General features: G+C 31.3%; 12 protein-coding genes. 2 read left to right on the forward strand and 10 right to left on the reverse strand.

The features are described 5' to 3' along the window. Nucleotides 1-93: 93 nt before the first annotated feature. From BK054_RS18750 to BK054_RS12145, 4 genes are all read right to left on the reverse strand, one after another. Nucleotides 94-222 (reverse strand): hypothetical protein, encoded by a 129-nt coding sequence (locus BK054_RS18750; RefSeq protein WP_006259222.1) that lies wholly within the window; start codon nucleotides 220-222, stop codon nucleotides 94-96. Continuing rightward, nucleotides 200-322: a type II toxin-antitoxin system ParD family antitoxin gene (locus BK054_RS18635; protein WP_230456718.1), complete on the reverse strand. Its 123-nt coding sequence runs from the start codon at nucleotides 320-322 to the stop codon at nucleotides 200-202. Before BK054_RS18635 ends, BK054_RS18750 begins: the two co-directional genes overlap by 23 nt. Before the next feature lie 178 nt (nucleotides 323-500). After that, entirely contained in the window at nucleotides 501-1244 is a 744-nt protein-coding gene (locus BK054_RS12140) for a LytR/AlgR family response regulator transcription factor (protein WP_006259221.1), read from the reverse strand. A gap of 116 nt (nucleotides 1245-1360) precedes the next feature. After that, entirely contained in the window at nucleotides 1361-2302 is a 942-nt protein-coding gene (locus BK054_RS12145; RefSeq protein ID WP_232234270.1) for a sensor histidine kinase, read from the reverse strand. A gap of 817 nt (nucleotides 2303-3119) precedes the next feature. Here BK054_RS12145 and BK054_RS12150 point away from each other — a divergent pair. Continuing rightward, on the forward strand, nucleotides 3120-3584 hold the full coding sequence (locus BK054_RS12150; protein ID WP_006259219.1) for a copper resistance protein NlpE: 465 nt from the start codon (nucleotides 3120-3122) through the stop codon (nucleotides 3582-3584). Nucleotides 3585-4119: 535 nt separating this feature from the next. Here the strand turns inward: BK054_RS12150 and BK054_RS12160 are convergent. The 6 genes from BK054_RS12160 to tsaD form a co-directional block, all read right to left on the reverse strand. Further along, on the reverse strand, nucleotides 4120-4560 hold the full coding sequence (locus tag BK054_RS12160; RefSeq protein WP_006259216.1) for a hypothetical protein: 441 nt from the start codon (nucleotides 4558-4560) through the stop codon (nucleotides 4120-4122). A gap of 288 nt (nucleotides 4561-4848) precedes the next feature. Further along, nucleotides 4849-5427, reverse strand: a complete 579-nt coding sequence (locus BK054_RS12165) for a hypothetical protein (protein WP_006259215.1) — start codon at nucleotides 5425-5427, stop codon at nucleotides 4849-4851. A 331-nt stretch (nucleotides 5428-5758) separates the two neighbouring features. Continuing rightward, complete coding sequence (locus BK054_RS12170) at nucleotides 5759-6937, reverse strand: class I SAM-dependent methyltransferase (protein WP_071307313.1); 1179 nt, start codon at nucleotides 6935-6937, stop codon at nucleotides 5759-5761. Next, nucleotides 6938-8029 (reverse strand): AI-2E family transporter, encoded by a 1092-nt coding sequence (locus tag BK054_RS12175; RefSeq protein WP_006259213.1) that lies wholly within the window; start codon nucleotides 8027-8029, stop codon nucleotides 6938-6940. Between the two features lie 11 nt (nucleotides 8030-8040). Next, nucleotides 8041-8745, reverse strand: coding sequence for a 16S rRNA (uracil(1498)-N(3))-methyltransferase (locus BK054_RS12180; RefSeq protein WP_006263364.1), 705 nt, complete (start codon nucleotides 8743-8745; stop codon nucleotides 8041-8043). A 9-nt stretch (nucleotides 8746-8754) separates the two neighbouring features. Further along, on the reverse strand, nucleotides 8755-9777 hold the full coding sequence (gene tsaD / locus BK054_RS12185; RefSeq protein WP_006263365.1) for a tRNA (adenosine(37)-N6)-threonylcarbamoyltransferase complex transferase subunit TsaD: 1023 nt from the start codon (nucleotides 9775-9777) through the stop codon (nucleotides 8755-8757). Nucleotides 9778-9970: 193 nt separating this feature from the next. Here tsaD and BK054_RS12190 point away from each other — a divergent pair, with 193 nt between their 5' ends. Continuing rightward, nucleotides 9971-14416, forward strand: coding sequence for a translocation/assembly module TamB domain-containing protein (locus BK054_RS12190; RefSeq protein ID WP_225581681.1), 4446 nt, complete (start codon nucleotides 9971-9973; stop codon nucleotides 14414-14416). Nucleotides 14417-14474 lie beyond the last annotated feature (58 nt).

The raw sequence follows: 14474 nt of genomic DNA on the forward strand, positions 1-14474 counted from the left end.
TTTAAAACGTTTTTTGTTTAAAGGGATATGGAAAGAAAGAGTTTAGTGAAATGTTTTCCAAGTTAATTTCAGTTTGTTTACTGATTTTGTACTTCATTCTTTGGTTGCATATTTTTGATGTAAGTCTTCCTTGAAAGTATCACGGTTAAAATCTGAAGAGAACCCTGATTTCTCTCCTTTTTTGATTTCTTCTATTAATTTAGTTTTTTTTAGCTTCTTCATACTCAAACATTCTTAGAGCGGTTCTTATAACTTCACTTGCAGAAGAATATTTTCCACTTTTAATTTGTAAATTAATAAAATTGTCGAAATAATCGTTCAATAAAATCGAAGTATTTTTTGCTATAACTTATTGATTTAATTATCAGTATAAAAAATACCATAATTTGGTATTTCGCCAAATTTATTTAAGTGATATCTGTCAAATGTGGATTTTTTCTTAGCATAGTGTAGGTTACAGAAGGATGTATGTCAAGGAATATTTGATGTTCTTTTTTGAGTTATTTACTTAGTAGGTTTTTATATACTACTTCATTAAGTAAGGCTTCTTTTCTCATTCTAGAGATAGGTAGTTCTGTTTCTTTAATAAATACTCGACCACCAGATATGGATTCGATATGATTGATATTGATCAAGAAGGATTTGTGAATTCTGTAGAAGTGTTCTTTAGGTAATAATTCTTCTATGGCAATCATGGTCTGATGAATGATTAAACAACGGTGGTTTAGATGAAGTTTTAGGTAGTTCTGCATTGCTTCAATGTACATAATATCTTTCCAATCTATTTTTACGAAACTATCTTCATGCTTGACATATACTGTAGAGTCAATACTATTAGTCATTTCATTCTGATCTGCATTTCTTAAGTCGAATAATTCTTTTGCTTTTAAGGTTGCTTGATAGAATCGTTTAAACGAGATAGGCTTAAGTAGATAATCAACTACTTGTAGTCTAAAACCGTCTAAAGCATGTTCTGAATAAGCCGTTGTAAAAATAACAAGAGGAGGCTGTTTTATAGATTCTAGGAACTCAATACCAGTGAGGTAAGGCATATTAATGTCTAAAAAGAGTAAATCATAAGAGGTATCTTGTATTAGCTCTAGTGCTTCAATAGCAGATGCGCATGAGTCTTCTACTGTTAAGAAATCAATCTTAGCGATATAGTCAATAATTGCTTTTCTAGCTAAGGGTTCGTCATCAACTACTAAGCATTTTAACGGGGAATTCTTTTTATCTATGGACATACTTCTTCTTTTAGTTGAATGGTTAGTTCTACAATATGTTTGTCATCTGTATGCTCTATCTGTAGGGTATGCATATCAGGGTATTGCATAAGTAAGCGTTCTTTTATGTTGTTTTCTCAAATACCTCCTTCTTTTTTAGGCAGTTTATACTTTATACTATTAGAGTTTTCGATATATAAATGTAGTGTATTATTTGATTCAGTACAGTTGATTATTATATATCCTTTTGTGTGAGGTAATCTCGAAACATGTTTAAATGCGTTCTCGATAAGAGGTACTAATAGCAAGGGAGCAATTACTAACTTTTGATTGGTCATATTCCATTTGCAGTTCACATCTAGTTCATCTCCCCATCTAATTTGTTCTATAGCGACTAGATCTTTTAGATATTGAATTTCTCTGTATAATAGAACCATCTTATGATTGCATTCATATAACTGATATCTTAAGATATCTGAGAACTTAAGTAGGACTGTAGAGGCAAGTTCTACATCGTTTTGCATTAAGGTATAGATATGATTCAATACATTGAACATCAAGTGAGGATTGATTTGATCTTGTAACAGTTTGATCTGTGCTTCTAAGTGTTCTTGTTTCAACTTCGTATTTATTTTCTCTATACGATGGTGTTCTTCATAGAAGCGTATTCCGCAGGTAGTTGTAATAATGGCCATAGCGGATGGAATGGTTTTATATAACTGGTTAAAGAATAAATCTCTTGGGTTGAGAAGTGCATCTTGTACAAATAAATTACTACTACTCAAAAAATAAGGAAATAGTGTAAAGCAAGTAGCTAATAATATAGATAACAAAATAATAAAGAATAAAGCGAATAGTAAAAAGCTCTTTATAGAACCTTTTTTGAGGGCTTTAGGTAGTAAAAAATCACTTACAAAATGGGAAATACTTATTGTGAATGTCATAACAATCAAAGTAGGTAGTAACCAAATATTGTGATCGTGTGGCGATAGTATCTGTGGGTAAACTGAGAAAGTAAGGGTAGTCCAAAAAACGACAAAGAATAGTCGTTTCGGCTTAGAAAGAAATTTATTTATCATAGTTAAATTACAATCAATTTTAGAAGGTCTATTATTAATACTATGCGAAATACAGTTTTATTATGTGATTATACTCATTTATTTGACTAAGGGTGGATAAGCTTTGATGAATGAAAAAACTCCCTCGTTTTTTAAACAATTATTATTCCAATTTTTGTAAATAAAAAAATCCGAGTATTAGTGTACTCGGATTAAAAAGCGCTAGTAAGAAAATTAAAATACTCTTTATCGTTATTAAAATTATTTACCGTTAGTTGTTATAAATAACTTATTTGAATTACTGTTTGTATAATGTATGCAACAACAAATAACTATTATAATCAATTCAAATATAAGCTTTTTTATAATAGGGTGATAAAAGAATCTTAAAGTAGTTAGGGCTAATAGCTTGTTTTTGAATAATAAAGTGATTATATAAATGTTAAATAAGTTTTAAAAAGACATTAAAAATAAGAAAAGTGACATCTAATGACATCTCGTTTTGATACAAGAAAATGAAAAATATAATAATATCAGGTATAATGTAGAAGTTCTCTTTTATGGAGGGGGTGGCTGTGATTGTGTAAATAGTGAAAGCTTATTTAGTTACTACTGACTATATAGAAAAGAAGGTAAGGGGAGTTTATAGATTTAGCTTATTGACATTTATAGTCCAAGCTGTTTAGAATGTTAAAAATAATAAGGTTTGAGAGGCAAATATTTGTATTGTATATTAATTACCTATCATATCTTTCTTTTTTATATAAAAAAAGAATTGGTTCTTGTTCGTTCTATTATTTGTTGTAATTTTATTCTCTCAAATAATAAAAACAAAGTTATGAAAGGAAAAAAAATGTTAGCATTAGCTGTATTACTTACAGGTATTGCATTTGTTGGTTGTAAAGATACTAAAGCAACAGAAACAACAGAGACAGAGCAAACAGCTACAACAACTGAAACAGAAACTGCTGTTAAGGATGAGCACACTTCAGAAAACTCATTAGACTGGGCAGGTACTTACGAAGGAACTTTACCAGGTGCTAATAGTGATATTAAAACTACTGTAGTTTTAAATCAAGATAAAACTTACGCTAAGACTACAATCTATGTAGACAAAGCAGAAGAGAAGTTTGAAGAAAAAGGTACTTTTACTTGGAACGCTGAAGGAACAATCGTTACTTTAGTTGCTGAGGGTGAATCTACACAATATAAAGTGCAAGAAGGAAGCCTTTTAATGTTAGACCAAGAAGGTAAAGAAGTTACTGGACCTCTAGCTGATAAATATGTTTTAGCTAAAAAATAGTAACATAAGATAAAAAAGAAAAACCTTTCGTAAGAAAGGTTTTTTTATACCATTATTTTAAATACTTAGTAGATTGCTTAGCAATCTATCTTCTTAATATCTTCTTATTCTTTTATTCTTCTAGACCTGATATACATGGTTATACCAATAAGGAAAGTTAGAACACTAAAGAATATTTCTTTATCGTATTCATGTACTTTAAAAGCTTCTAATTGTTGTAAGGTTTCTATATGTATGTTATACATATAAAGTTGGTGGCCTAAAATGAGTAAGGAAGCAATAATGATAAAGCTACTAGTGATTTTTAGTTTCTGTTTCATAGTACTTTTCTTTTTTTATTACATGATCTAATATATTAAAAATATGTGAGTATTTTAGTTTTGTCATATTAAAAAGACTAAAATAGTTCATATTGTGTATTCTTAGGTAGTTGCTTTTAATAAATACCTCTTCAATACATATATTTAAAAACAAGAATTAGGCCAAAAAAAAGACTCATATTTTGAATACAAGTCTTTTATATAATTATATGTTGTTACTTAATTACAATTAATTCAACTGAAGTTAAGTGTTTATGATTAATTACAGTTAAGTCAATTTCATTTTGAGTTAATTTGTTTATTTTGAAATTGATATTCTCATTTACAACTGATGATTTTAGAGCTAATGAACTGCCATTTAGTGTATAAGTGCCTTTGTCGCTCTTCTCACTATATCTATCAAATAAGGTGTATTCACCATTTTTTAAAGTAATTTCTACAGAGGATACTTGATATGCTGTTTTCACAGCTTTATTAATATCTGCTGTAAAAGTATAGTACGTAGTCAACCACTTTCTCTCTATATTACTATGAGTAGCTGTTAGAGTTTGTGGTTCATTTAGTGTGTTATTATCATCAGAAGATGAACAGCCTTGAAGTATTGTAATCGTCAATATCGATAATAAGGCAACGGAAAAAGCGATAAATTTCTTCATAGTTTGTTAGATTTAGCTGAGTAAAGTGTGGTGGTCTAAACTCGTAATTTTAATTAAAAATATGGTAAAATATTAATAAAAACAAATTATTTTCTGATAAATTTTAGTAAAAATATCACACTAAGGTTAAATGAAGGGATAGTGGATGTATAATCACTTATCGCTTAATATATTATAATGTCAAAAGCTGACGTATAAAGGTATAAAAAAAGGCTTTTAGTTTTACTAAAAACCTTTTAAAATATGATGTTTTGTGTGTTTATTTTGATTTTAAATCGCAAAATACATTTATTCTATGCATGGAATGTTATCAATGAAGAATTGTGTTGGTTTTGTTTGAAGATCTACAATAGTTGATTTTAACTCATTCCTAATAATAAAAAGCTCTGAAGTACCTGGAAAGCGTATTTGAACCATTGATATAGGGGAAGCTTTTAATAGTGCTAAGTGCTCTTTCTTTATATAGAAATCAGCATCTAGTATTCTGATATTATTCTTCTTTTCTTGATCATAGGTATAAGTTCCGCAAACATCATCTCCTAGGTAATGTGCTGTAATGGTTGTTCCATTAACTAACTTTATTGAAACCATACTTTTTTTAGCTACACAAGTGATAGGAATAAAGTCAGGACTTTTTTGTAGATATTGCAAGTTTAGAAAGGGGTGTCCATTGTTATTTACTAAAGAAAAGAACAATGAGCTAGTGGTGGATACTCTGTCAAATTCATAAACAAGTACATTGTTTGTTTTTCTGTAATTAATTGTATCGTTAACTTCTTCATAGTCAATAGAACAATTTCTCTCTTGTGCATGTATCGAAGTGGTGATGCCAAGAGTAAAGATCAGTAAGAGTGCTAGTTTTTTCATTTGTTATTAGTTTGGTGACAAATTATCATTATTTTTTTAATAAGGCAATAGTATTATTGTAAATAGTGTGATAAACGTATGTGTTGTTTAAACCCAAATTACGCATTAGCCAAATACTACAAAGCAATTCTACTTCATAGTTCTTTCATTAGCTCTCAAACCATACTATAGTATGCTTTAATCACTAATTCAGACCTATTTTGTATAATTACTTTTCGTTTATATGTCTATTGCATAATTCGGGTTTAAATATCCCTATTGCTTAAATAATTTAAGTGTCCTTATGATATAAAAAAAGGCCATATTAAATACTATATGACCTTTAGAGGAGTTATGTTCGTGAGCAAATAATAAAGATTCGTTCACTTTTGATATTTGTAGTGAAAAAGATGTACGTATCTCCTCCGTCTTTTATTTTCCATTTCTTTCTAATTTCCTCAACTTTTATAGGGAAATTTCTAGTCGTGACATTTGCTTTTGTATTTAGCAAGTGTTTTTTTGCTTCTTGTTTATTATATGGAATGATTTGGTCTATTGTAAATCTTCTTCCAGGAAAATCAATTAATGCATCACTAGTATAGAGATGACTATGTGGGTGTAGTTTGTGTAAATTAAACTGTTTACTTATTGCGTCAAATCTACCTGTCTTTAATATAGCTGCATTGGGCTCATATAGATATTGTTTAGGTTCACTGAATAGTGATGTACTATTATCGTCTAATGAAGAAATAAATAGTTGTGTATCGTCTTTTGTAAGATTAACAGCATTAAGTTCAACAGATCCTGTATAGTCTTTTTCTAATATCCATAATAGTTCTTTAACTTCATTATGAAGAGCTACGATATGAATGCTTTTTACATGTTTTAATTCGTTTAGACCAGCCTGTATGTCTAGTAGAGGAGAAGTCTTAATCAAGATATTAGTACTTCTAGAAAATAATAAATCTAGATGCTCAGGTACATTAGGGGCGCAATCACTTAAGAAAAACACTTTTTCTTTAGAGTCATTTCTTCTATGTGGATCTACATAGATATAATCCCATGGTTGATTATGTTGAGCCAAGTAGTCTAAACTATCACCAGTATGGCACTTAATATTATCAACTCCTAATGCCTGATTATTAAGACGAACTATTTCGCTAAGGTCTTCTTGCATCTCACAATGCAATACTTGCTTTATGTTTTTACTAAAATAATAACAGTCTATACCAAAACCACCTGTTAGATCTATCAAAGTGTCACCAGATATTAGTGAAGCTTTATAAGATGCACAAGGTTCGGATGAGGTTTGTTCTATAGAAAGCTTTTTTGGGAATAGGATATTTTCTGTTTCAAACCAAGTTGGTAGTTTGTCTTTAGTTTTCTTTTTTGATTCTATTTGAGTTAATAAGTCACTCATAGAGATATCTTCAAAAGGGCTCTTTTTAAATGCTATTTTAGTTAGATCACTATTTAAATGATCTTGTATATATTGTTGTACTTCTTGTGATAAGAATAGTTCTGTTTTCAATTATAATTTCTTTGTGAGTAATTGTACAAATTTATTGTTTGGCAAGAATTCTTTAGCAATTACTTTGATACAAGTGTAAATAGGTACTGCTGCTATCATACCAAATATTCCTCCAAACATGCCGCTTGCAAGAATAACAATAAATATTTCTAATGGATGTGATTTAACGCTATTAGAGAAGATTAAAGGTTGGTTAATAATATTATCTATTAGTTGTATAAATAAGAAGCCAAGCATTACGGTAATTGCCTTAGGTAAGGTAACTTCACTAAAGTTATCCCCTATAAAACTCAACATCGTAAACAGGACAGATAATATATTACCAATAAGAGGTCCAATGTATGGAATGATATTCAATATAGCGACTAAGAAGGCGATCATTAGACTTCCTTTTACACCTACTACAGCTAATAGGATAAAAGCGAGTACAAATATTATAGACATCTGTGCAACTAGCCCTAAAAAGTAACGTGATAGAAGGTTGTTTATCTTATCGATTGATTTCAAAACTTTAATCTCGTGCTTGCTAGGGAATAGCTTTTTGAATTGATATTCAAGTAAAACTTGATCTTTTAAAAAGAAGAAGGTGATAAATAGAATAGCAAAAACTCCCATTCCAAATTCACTTAGCAAACCTAGTATGGTATTAAATAGGTTAGGTACAAAGTCTAACTTTAAATGAGATCGGAAATTAGCTCCTTCTATTATTTTATCTAAGCTGAATCCTTTTGTGTCTAAATAGAAGTCTATCTTGCGTATAAGGCCATTGAAATCTTCTTGTAGGTGTGATGTATTCAATACAGACAAGTTTTGAGCTTGTGTAGTGAATAAAGGGATAAACATGAATATGAAGCTTAGGAAGAAGGCTAAGAAAAGGATAACTGTCAAAGTAACAGCAAATACTTTAGATAGACGAAGTTTTCTTCTTAAAAATTCTACAATAGGCTTGCCAATTAAAGCCAATACAAAGGCAAATCCAGTATATATAAATATTGAACTAATTTGCAAAAGCATTTGACCTAATACAGCAAGGGAAAACAGAATTATAACTGCACGTATTATTCCTTTAGAAATCGTCTTAGCATCCACCATAATAATGATTTTTATTCATTTGTAAATACGAAACTATGCACGGCTACTAAAGCGGCTGTTTCTGTTCTTAATCTTGTATGTCCTAGTGATACTGGTCGATATCCTTTTGCTAATGCTAAGTTAATTTCATTGGTAGAGAAGTCTCCCTCTGGACCTACTAAAAGTAAATAATTTTTGTGAATATCTATGCTATCTTTTAGTAAGACTTTTTCGGTTTCTTCACAATGAGCAATATATTTTTCTGCTTGATGATCTTGATTTAAAAAGTCTTTTAAGCTTATTGGTTCGTTTAGAATAGGTAAATGATATTGTAAAGATTGTTTCATTGCGGATTGAATAATTTTTTCAAATCGCTCTGTCTTTACTATTTTTCTCTCAGAATGGTCACAAATAATTGGCGTTATCTCGTGTATTCCTATCTCTGTTGCTTTCTCTAAAAACCATTCGTAACGTTCATTCATTTTTGTTGGAGCAACGGCTAAATGTAGGCGAAATGGAGTAGGTGCTTGATCTTCAGAATCGATAATCTCAGTAACACATTTTTTGTCTGAGTCTAAAGTGATTTTGGTTGTAAATAAAGTACCTTTTCCATTAGTGACATATAAGAGATCTCCCATTTTACGTCTTAGTACTTTGATGATATGTTTACTTTCATCTTTATCAAAAGTGAAAGATGTTTGTCCTTTTTCGATTTCTGGTGAATAAAATAATTGCATACTTAAGTTTTAGAATTCAATACGTGCTTTAGAAACTACTGAAGAATCAGCAAAAATAGATTCTTTGTATTTATAGTACCCTACTATTCCAATCATAGCAGCATTATCTGTTGTATATTCAAATTTAGGGATGAATGCTTTCCACTTATATTTTTTCTCTCCTTCTTTAAGTGCTTGTCTAATACCAGAGTTAGCAGATACACCACCACCAATGACGATTTGCTTAATCCCTGTTTCTTTAACTGCAAGTTTAAGTTTGTCTAGTAAGATTTGGATAATGGTATACTGAATAGAGGCACATATATCAGCTTTGTTTTCTTCAACAAAATTAGGGTTAATGGCTACATTTTTTTGAATAAAATAAAGAAACTGTGTTTTTAAACCACTGAAACTGAAGTTCAGACCGTCTACTTTAGGTTTAGTGAAAGCAAATGCTTTAGGGTTACCTTCTTTAGCATATTTATCAATTAAAGGACCTCCAGGGTAAGGGAATCCCAAAACTTTAGCAGATTTGTCAAAAGCTTCTCCTACAGCGTCATCTGTGGTTTCTCCTAGTATTTCTAAGTCAAAGAAACTATTTACCTTCACGATTTGCGTATGTCCACCTGAGATGGTCATTGCTAAGAAAGGAAACTCAGGTTTGTCATATCCTTCTTCATCTATAAAATGACATAAGATATGGGCGTGCATATGATTTACAGCCACTAATGGAATATCAAGAGCTAGAGATAAACTCTTGGCAAATGATCCGCCTACTAATAGTGACCCCATTAGTCCAGGGCCTTGTGTAAAGGCAATACCATCTAAGTCATCCTTCGTTATTCCTGCTTTTTTAAGAGCAATGTCAACCACAGGAACGATGTTTTGTTGATGAGCACGAGATGCTAGTTCAGGAACAACACCTCCATACTCTTCGTGTATTTCCTGTCTTGCGACTATGTTTGACAATACTTTGTTGTCAGCCATGATTGCGGCAGAAGTATCATCACATGAGCTCTCTATGGCTAAAATATAGGTAGGTTTTAAAGACATTTTAATATTCTATAATTGTATAATTTATTAAGGTAAAATCTACCCAACCCTATGGAAAATTATATAAATTTGCTTATTGTTTGGTTTTTATAAGAAACCACGAGTAGATTGGGGCAAATTTAAAACATTAATAGTTATCAAAAAATTTAATAAAATACTTTTTCGCCTATTATTGGCTGTCTTTAGCTTGGTTGTGATCATTGCAGGGGCACTGTCTTTGCCTGTGGTTCAAACCTTTCTGGCTCAGCAAGCTATGGAGAAGATTAATAGCCAGTTTGGTACTAAGTTAGAGATAGAAAGACTAGCAGTCAGTATATTTGGTCGAGTTACATTGAAAGAGGTTACTGCAAAGGATAATCACGATACTAATTTTATAGAAATAAAAGCCTTTACAACGAGTATTTCAGATTTTAATGAACTTATTCAAGGGAGATTATATTTTGGTAAAACTAAGGTAGATGGGCTGTATTTAAGAATACATAAATACAAAGGAGAAGAGTTTACAACTTTAGATCAGTTGATTAATGCATTTGATGATGGAAAAGAGGGGGAAGGTAAGTTTAGACTAAAATCTTCTCATCTAACAATTAAAAATACTCATTTGATCATTTCTGACGATGAAGCAGAAACACCAGTAGCAATAGATTTTAAAAATATTAATGGAGAAGTAGAGAATTTCTTTATTAAAGGACCTGATATTTATGCTAATGTTTTGAAATCTAGTTTTGAGGATAACTGGGGTATGGGTGTGACAAATTTATCAGGTGATTTTACTCATACTAAAACTAGTATCTCTATGGAGAAGCTAGATTTACAAACGAAAAAGTCGGCTATAGAAGGAGATCTTAAGTTCACTTATGCTTTAGGAGATATGAAGTACTTCGTAGATAAGGTGAATTGGGATTTTGAGATTAGAAAAGCAGTATTGAATTCCTCAGATTTAAATGCCTTTACAGGTATTTTCGCAGAAAACAAGATGGTATATGTTACAGGGCATATTAATGGTGTGATGAACGATTTTACAATGAAAAATGTAAATTTAGTAGATGACAATATGTCTAATGTGAGAGGGTTATTTAGTTTTAGAAATGTATTCGATAAAGTAAAGCCGTTCTGGATGAAGGCTAATGTGGATCGATTATTTATTACTCGTGATCACATTGTAGGGTTAATGCCTGAGTTATTGCATGAACTATTACCTACAGAATTAACTAATCTTGGACAAGTAGATATTAAAGGAGATATCGAAATGACTAAGCGTACGTTAAAGACGGATATAGAGTTGTTAACTTCTATCGGAAAAGGAAAAGCAGTTATAGACATTGAAAATCTTGATAATCCTAATCTAGCTGCTTATAAAGGGGATATTGTTTTAGAGAAGTTTGACTTAGGAGAATTTATTAAAAATAAAAACTTTGGATTAACTTCTGTTGACTTAGAGGTTGATGGAGTTGGATTTAATCAAAAGTCACTGAATACAAGTATTAAGGGAGATGTGTTCTCTTTTGACTTTGCTAAGTATAAGTATACAAATATCGCAGTAGATGGATTGTTAAAGATGCCTTATTACCGCGGTTTAGTACACAGTCAAGATCCTAATTTGCAGTTAGACTTTAATGGGATGATAGATTTGAGTTCAGAAGTTAAGAACTATGATTTCATTGCAGATGTTGACTACGCAGATTTATATGCATTACATTTAGTAAATGATACACTTTCTAAATTTAAAGGGCAGTTTGAGTTTAAGGCTTCGGGTAATACTCTTGATGATTTAGCAGGAGAATTTACAATGCGAAATACTACTTATGTCAATAGTAAAGATGAGTATGTATTCGGTCATTTTACATTAAATTCGGAATTTAATCCAGAGAATGAACGTCTTATTTCTTTTGTGTCACAGGAGGCAATAGAGGGATATATTAAAGGAAAGTTCTTGTTTAAGGATTTAAGAGCATTGTTTACTAATGCACTAGGAAGTTTATATACTAACTACTCACCTTATAAGATTAAAGAAGAACAATATCTAGATTTTGACATTACAGTACACAATAGGTTAATTGAAGTGTTTTTGCCACAATTGACTTTAAGTGCATCAACACATGTTGAGGGAAATATAGATAACGATGATAATATTTTTAAACTGAACTTCTCTTCACCAAGTATTGGTATTGAAGATTTCAATTTTTACAATGTATTGTTAGATGTAAATAACTCTAACCCTTTATATAATACTTATGTTTCATTAGATAGTATGAAATCTAAGTTTTATCGTATCACAGATTTTAATTTATTAAACTTGACTCATAATGATACACTATTTGTTCGTTCTGAGTTTAAAGGAGGGACGCATGGTAAGGATAAGTTTAATCTGAACTTATACCACACTATTAATGAGGAAAACCTATCTGTAGTAGGGTTTAAGAAGTCAGATATCTTCCTAAAAGACTTCTTGTGGAGTATTAATGAAAGTGATAATAAGAAGAATAAAGTTATTTTTAATAAGAAGTTAGAGGACTTTACTATTGATGATTTATCATTATCACATAATGGACAAGAGGTCAATCTGACAGGCGCAGTAAGAGATTCAACTTACAAACACTTTGATTTAGAGTTTAAGCAAGTAGACTTAGCTAAGTTTGCCCCTGATATTTCTAATCTAGAGTTCGCTGGTAATATAGATGGTGATTTACATTTCTCTCAGGTTAAAGATGTGTTCCAACCTAAGGTAAATATCAATATAGATGAACTAGCTGTCAATAAGGTTAGGCTAGGAGATTTAGCTTTCCATGTTGACGGAGATGAGCGTTTAAAGAACTTTAAAGTTCAGTCTAGTATTGTGGATAATGAGAAAGAAAAGTTCTATTTAAATGGAGATTTAGCTATTGTCAATAAACAGATGCAATTAAATCTAGAATCAGGATTTAAAGATTTTTCTGTTAAACCGATAGAACCTTTACTGAAAACAATTGTTTCTGATGTAAGAGGAACTACATCAGGAAAAATTAATATTCAGGGTACAGCGAAGAAACCTGAGGTGAACGGACGATTACACCTAAATAAGGCAGGTATGAAGTCTAAGTTCACTGGAGTAGATTATAACTTCGAAGAAGATGCTGCATTAGATCTAACAGAGCGTCAGTTTATATTGCGCAAAGTGCGTATTATAGATAGTAAGTATAAGACTGAAGGAATTATAGACGGAGATATCTCTCATAAAGCATTTAATGATTGGGCATTGAATTTGGTGTTGTCATCTCCTAATTTATTAGCCTTAGATACTAAATTCGAAGAGGGAAGTATCTATTACGGTAAAGCTTTTATTAATGGAATGGCTAAGTTAAGTGGACCTGTAGAGATGTTAGCTATTAATATTAATGCGACATCTAATAAAGGAACCGCTATTAAGATTCCGTTGAAAGAAGCGCAAGGTACTGGTGAGAATAACTTTATACACTTCTTATCACCTCAAGAAAAGGCATTGCGCCTAAAAGGAAAAGAGTACGATATGTATAGATATCGAAACAGTGGTATAGAGCTTGACTTTGAGTTTGTATTAACTCCTGATGCAGAGATTGAAATTATATTAGATCGTGAGTCTGGACATGCTATGCGAGGTAGAGGAGCAGGTTTTATCACTATGGAGATAAATACCTTAGGTAAGTTTAACATGTGGGGGGATTTCCAAGCGTATGAAGGAGAGTATAACTTCCGATATGGTGGGTTGATTGATAAGAAATTTGTTGTGAAGAAATATGGTACGATTCGTTGGGATGGAGACCCTATGAATGCAATGTTAGACTTACAAGCAATTTATCATACAGATGCAAATCCAAGTGTAATCATAGATAACTCTATTATCAATAGAAAAGTACCTACAGATGTTGCTATTGTCTTAAATGGTAGTTTAAGTAATCCTGAGGTAGACTTTGAAATCAACTTTCCAACAGTGAGTTCTGTAGTGAAGTCAGAATTAGATTATAGGCTGAGTGAACGTGATATGCGTGAGCGTCAAGCGATGGCTCTGTTAGCTACAGGAGCATTCTTCTCTTCTGATAACTCTTCGTCTACATTAGCAGGAAGTTTATTTGAGCGTGCTAGTAGTATTTTTGATGAGATCTTCTCTGATGAGGATGATAAGTTTAAAGTAGGATTAAACTATGCACAAGGAGAGCGAAATCCTTATACACAAACGGAAGGACGTGTAGGGGTGACCTTCTCGACTAAAGTTAATGATCGTATTTCTGTCAATGGTAAACTGGGTGTACCTGTAGGAGGAGTAGAGCAATCTGTGATTGTGGGAGATGTAGAGGTGATGTTACGCCTTAATGAAGAAGGGTCTTTAAGTGCAAGAGTATTTAATCGCGAAAATGATATTAACTATATCGGTGAAGGGATTGGATATACGCAAGGTGTAGGATTATCTTATGAAGTAGATTTTGATACTTTTAAAGAATTGATCTCAAAAATCTTAAATAGAGCTAAAACAAGAGAAAAAGACCAAAGTAAGAATAAAAAACAAGATACTAATCGATCAGAAGAGTTGCCAGACTCTGATTTTAATAGGGATTTTATCAAGTTTTATGAGAATAGAAGGAAGTCATCTACAGCTCCGTCAGATACTTATAATTTAACAAAATAGAGGTGGAATAAGGAGCTTCTATTTTTGTTAAAATGGTCTATTATTCGTAAATTTACTC

The sequence above is a fragment of the Myroides sp. ZB35 genome (genome assembly GCF_001865835.1).
In the GTDB taxonomy this organism is placed as follows: Bacteria; Bacteroidota; Bacteroidia; order Flavobacteriales; family Flavobacteriaceae; genus Flavobacterium; species Flavobacterium odoratimimum.

What these genes read in the sequence shown, in the direction of transcription:
- BK054_RS18750 (WP_006259222.1), bottom strand. Translation starts at nt 222, where the DNA reads ATGAAGAAGCTAAAAAAAACTAAATTAATAGAAGAAATCAAAAAAGGA.
- BK054_RS12140 (WP_006259221.1), bottom strand. Translation starts at nt 1,244, where the DNA reads ATGTCCATAGATAAAAAGAATTCCCCGTTAAAATGCTTAGTAGTTGAT.
- BK054_RS12145 (WP_232234270.1), bottom strand. Translation starts at nt 2,302, where the DNA reads ATGATAAATAAATTTCTTTCTAAGCCGAAACGACTATTCTTTGTCGTT.
- BK054_RS12150 (WP_006259219.1), top strand. Translation starts at nt 3,120, where the DNA reads ATGAAAGGAAAAAAAATGTTAGCATTAGCTGTATTACTTACAGGTATT.
- BK054_RS12160 (WP_006259216.1), bottom strand. Translation starts at nt 4,560, where the DNA reads ATGAAGAAATTTATCGCTTTTTCCGTTGCCTTATTATCGATATTGACG.
- BK054_RS12165 (WP_006259215.1), bottom strand. Translation starts at nt 5,427, where the DNA reads ATGAAAAAACTAGCACTCTTACTGATCTTTACTCTTGGCATCACCACT.
- BK054_RS12175 (WP_006259213.1), bottom strand. Translation starts at nt 8,029, where the DNA reads ATGGTGGATGCTAAGACGATTTCTAAAGGAATAATACGTGCAGTTATA.
- BK054_RS12180 (WP_006263364.1), bottom strand. Translation starts at nt 8,745, where the DNA reads ATGCAATTATTTTATTCACCAGAAATCGAAAAAGGACAAACATCTTTC.
- tsaD (WP_006263365.1), bottom strand. Translation starts at nt 9,777, where the DNA reads ATGTCTTTAAAACCTACCTATATTTTAGCCATAGAGAGCTCATGTGAT.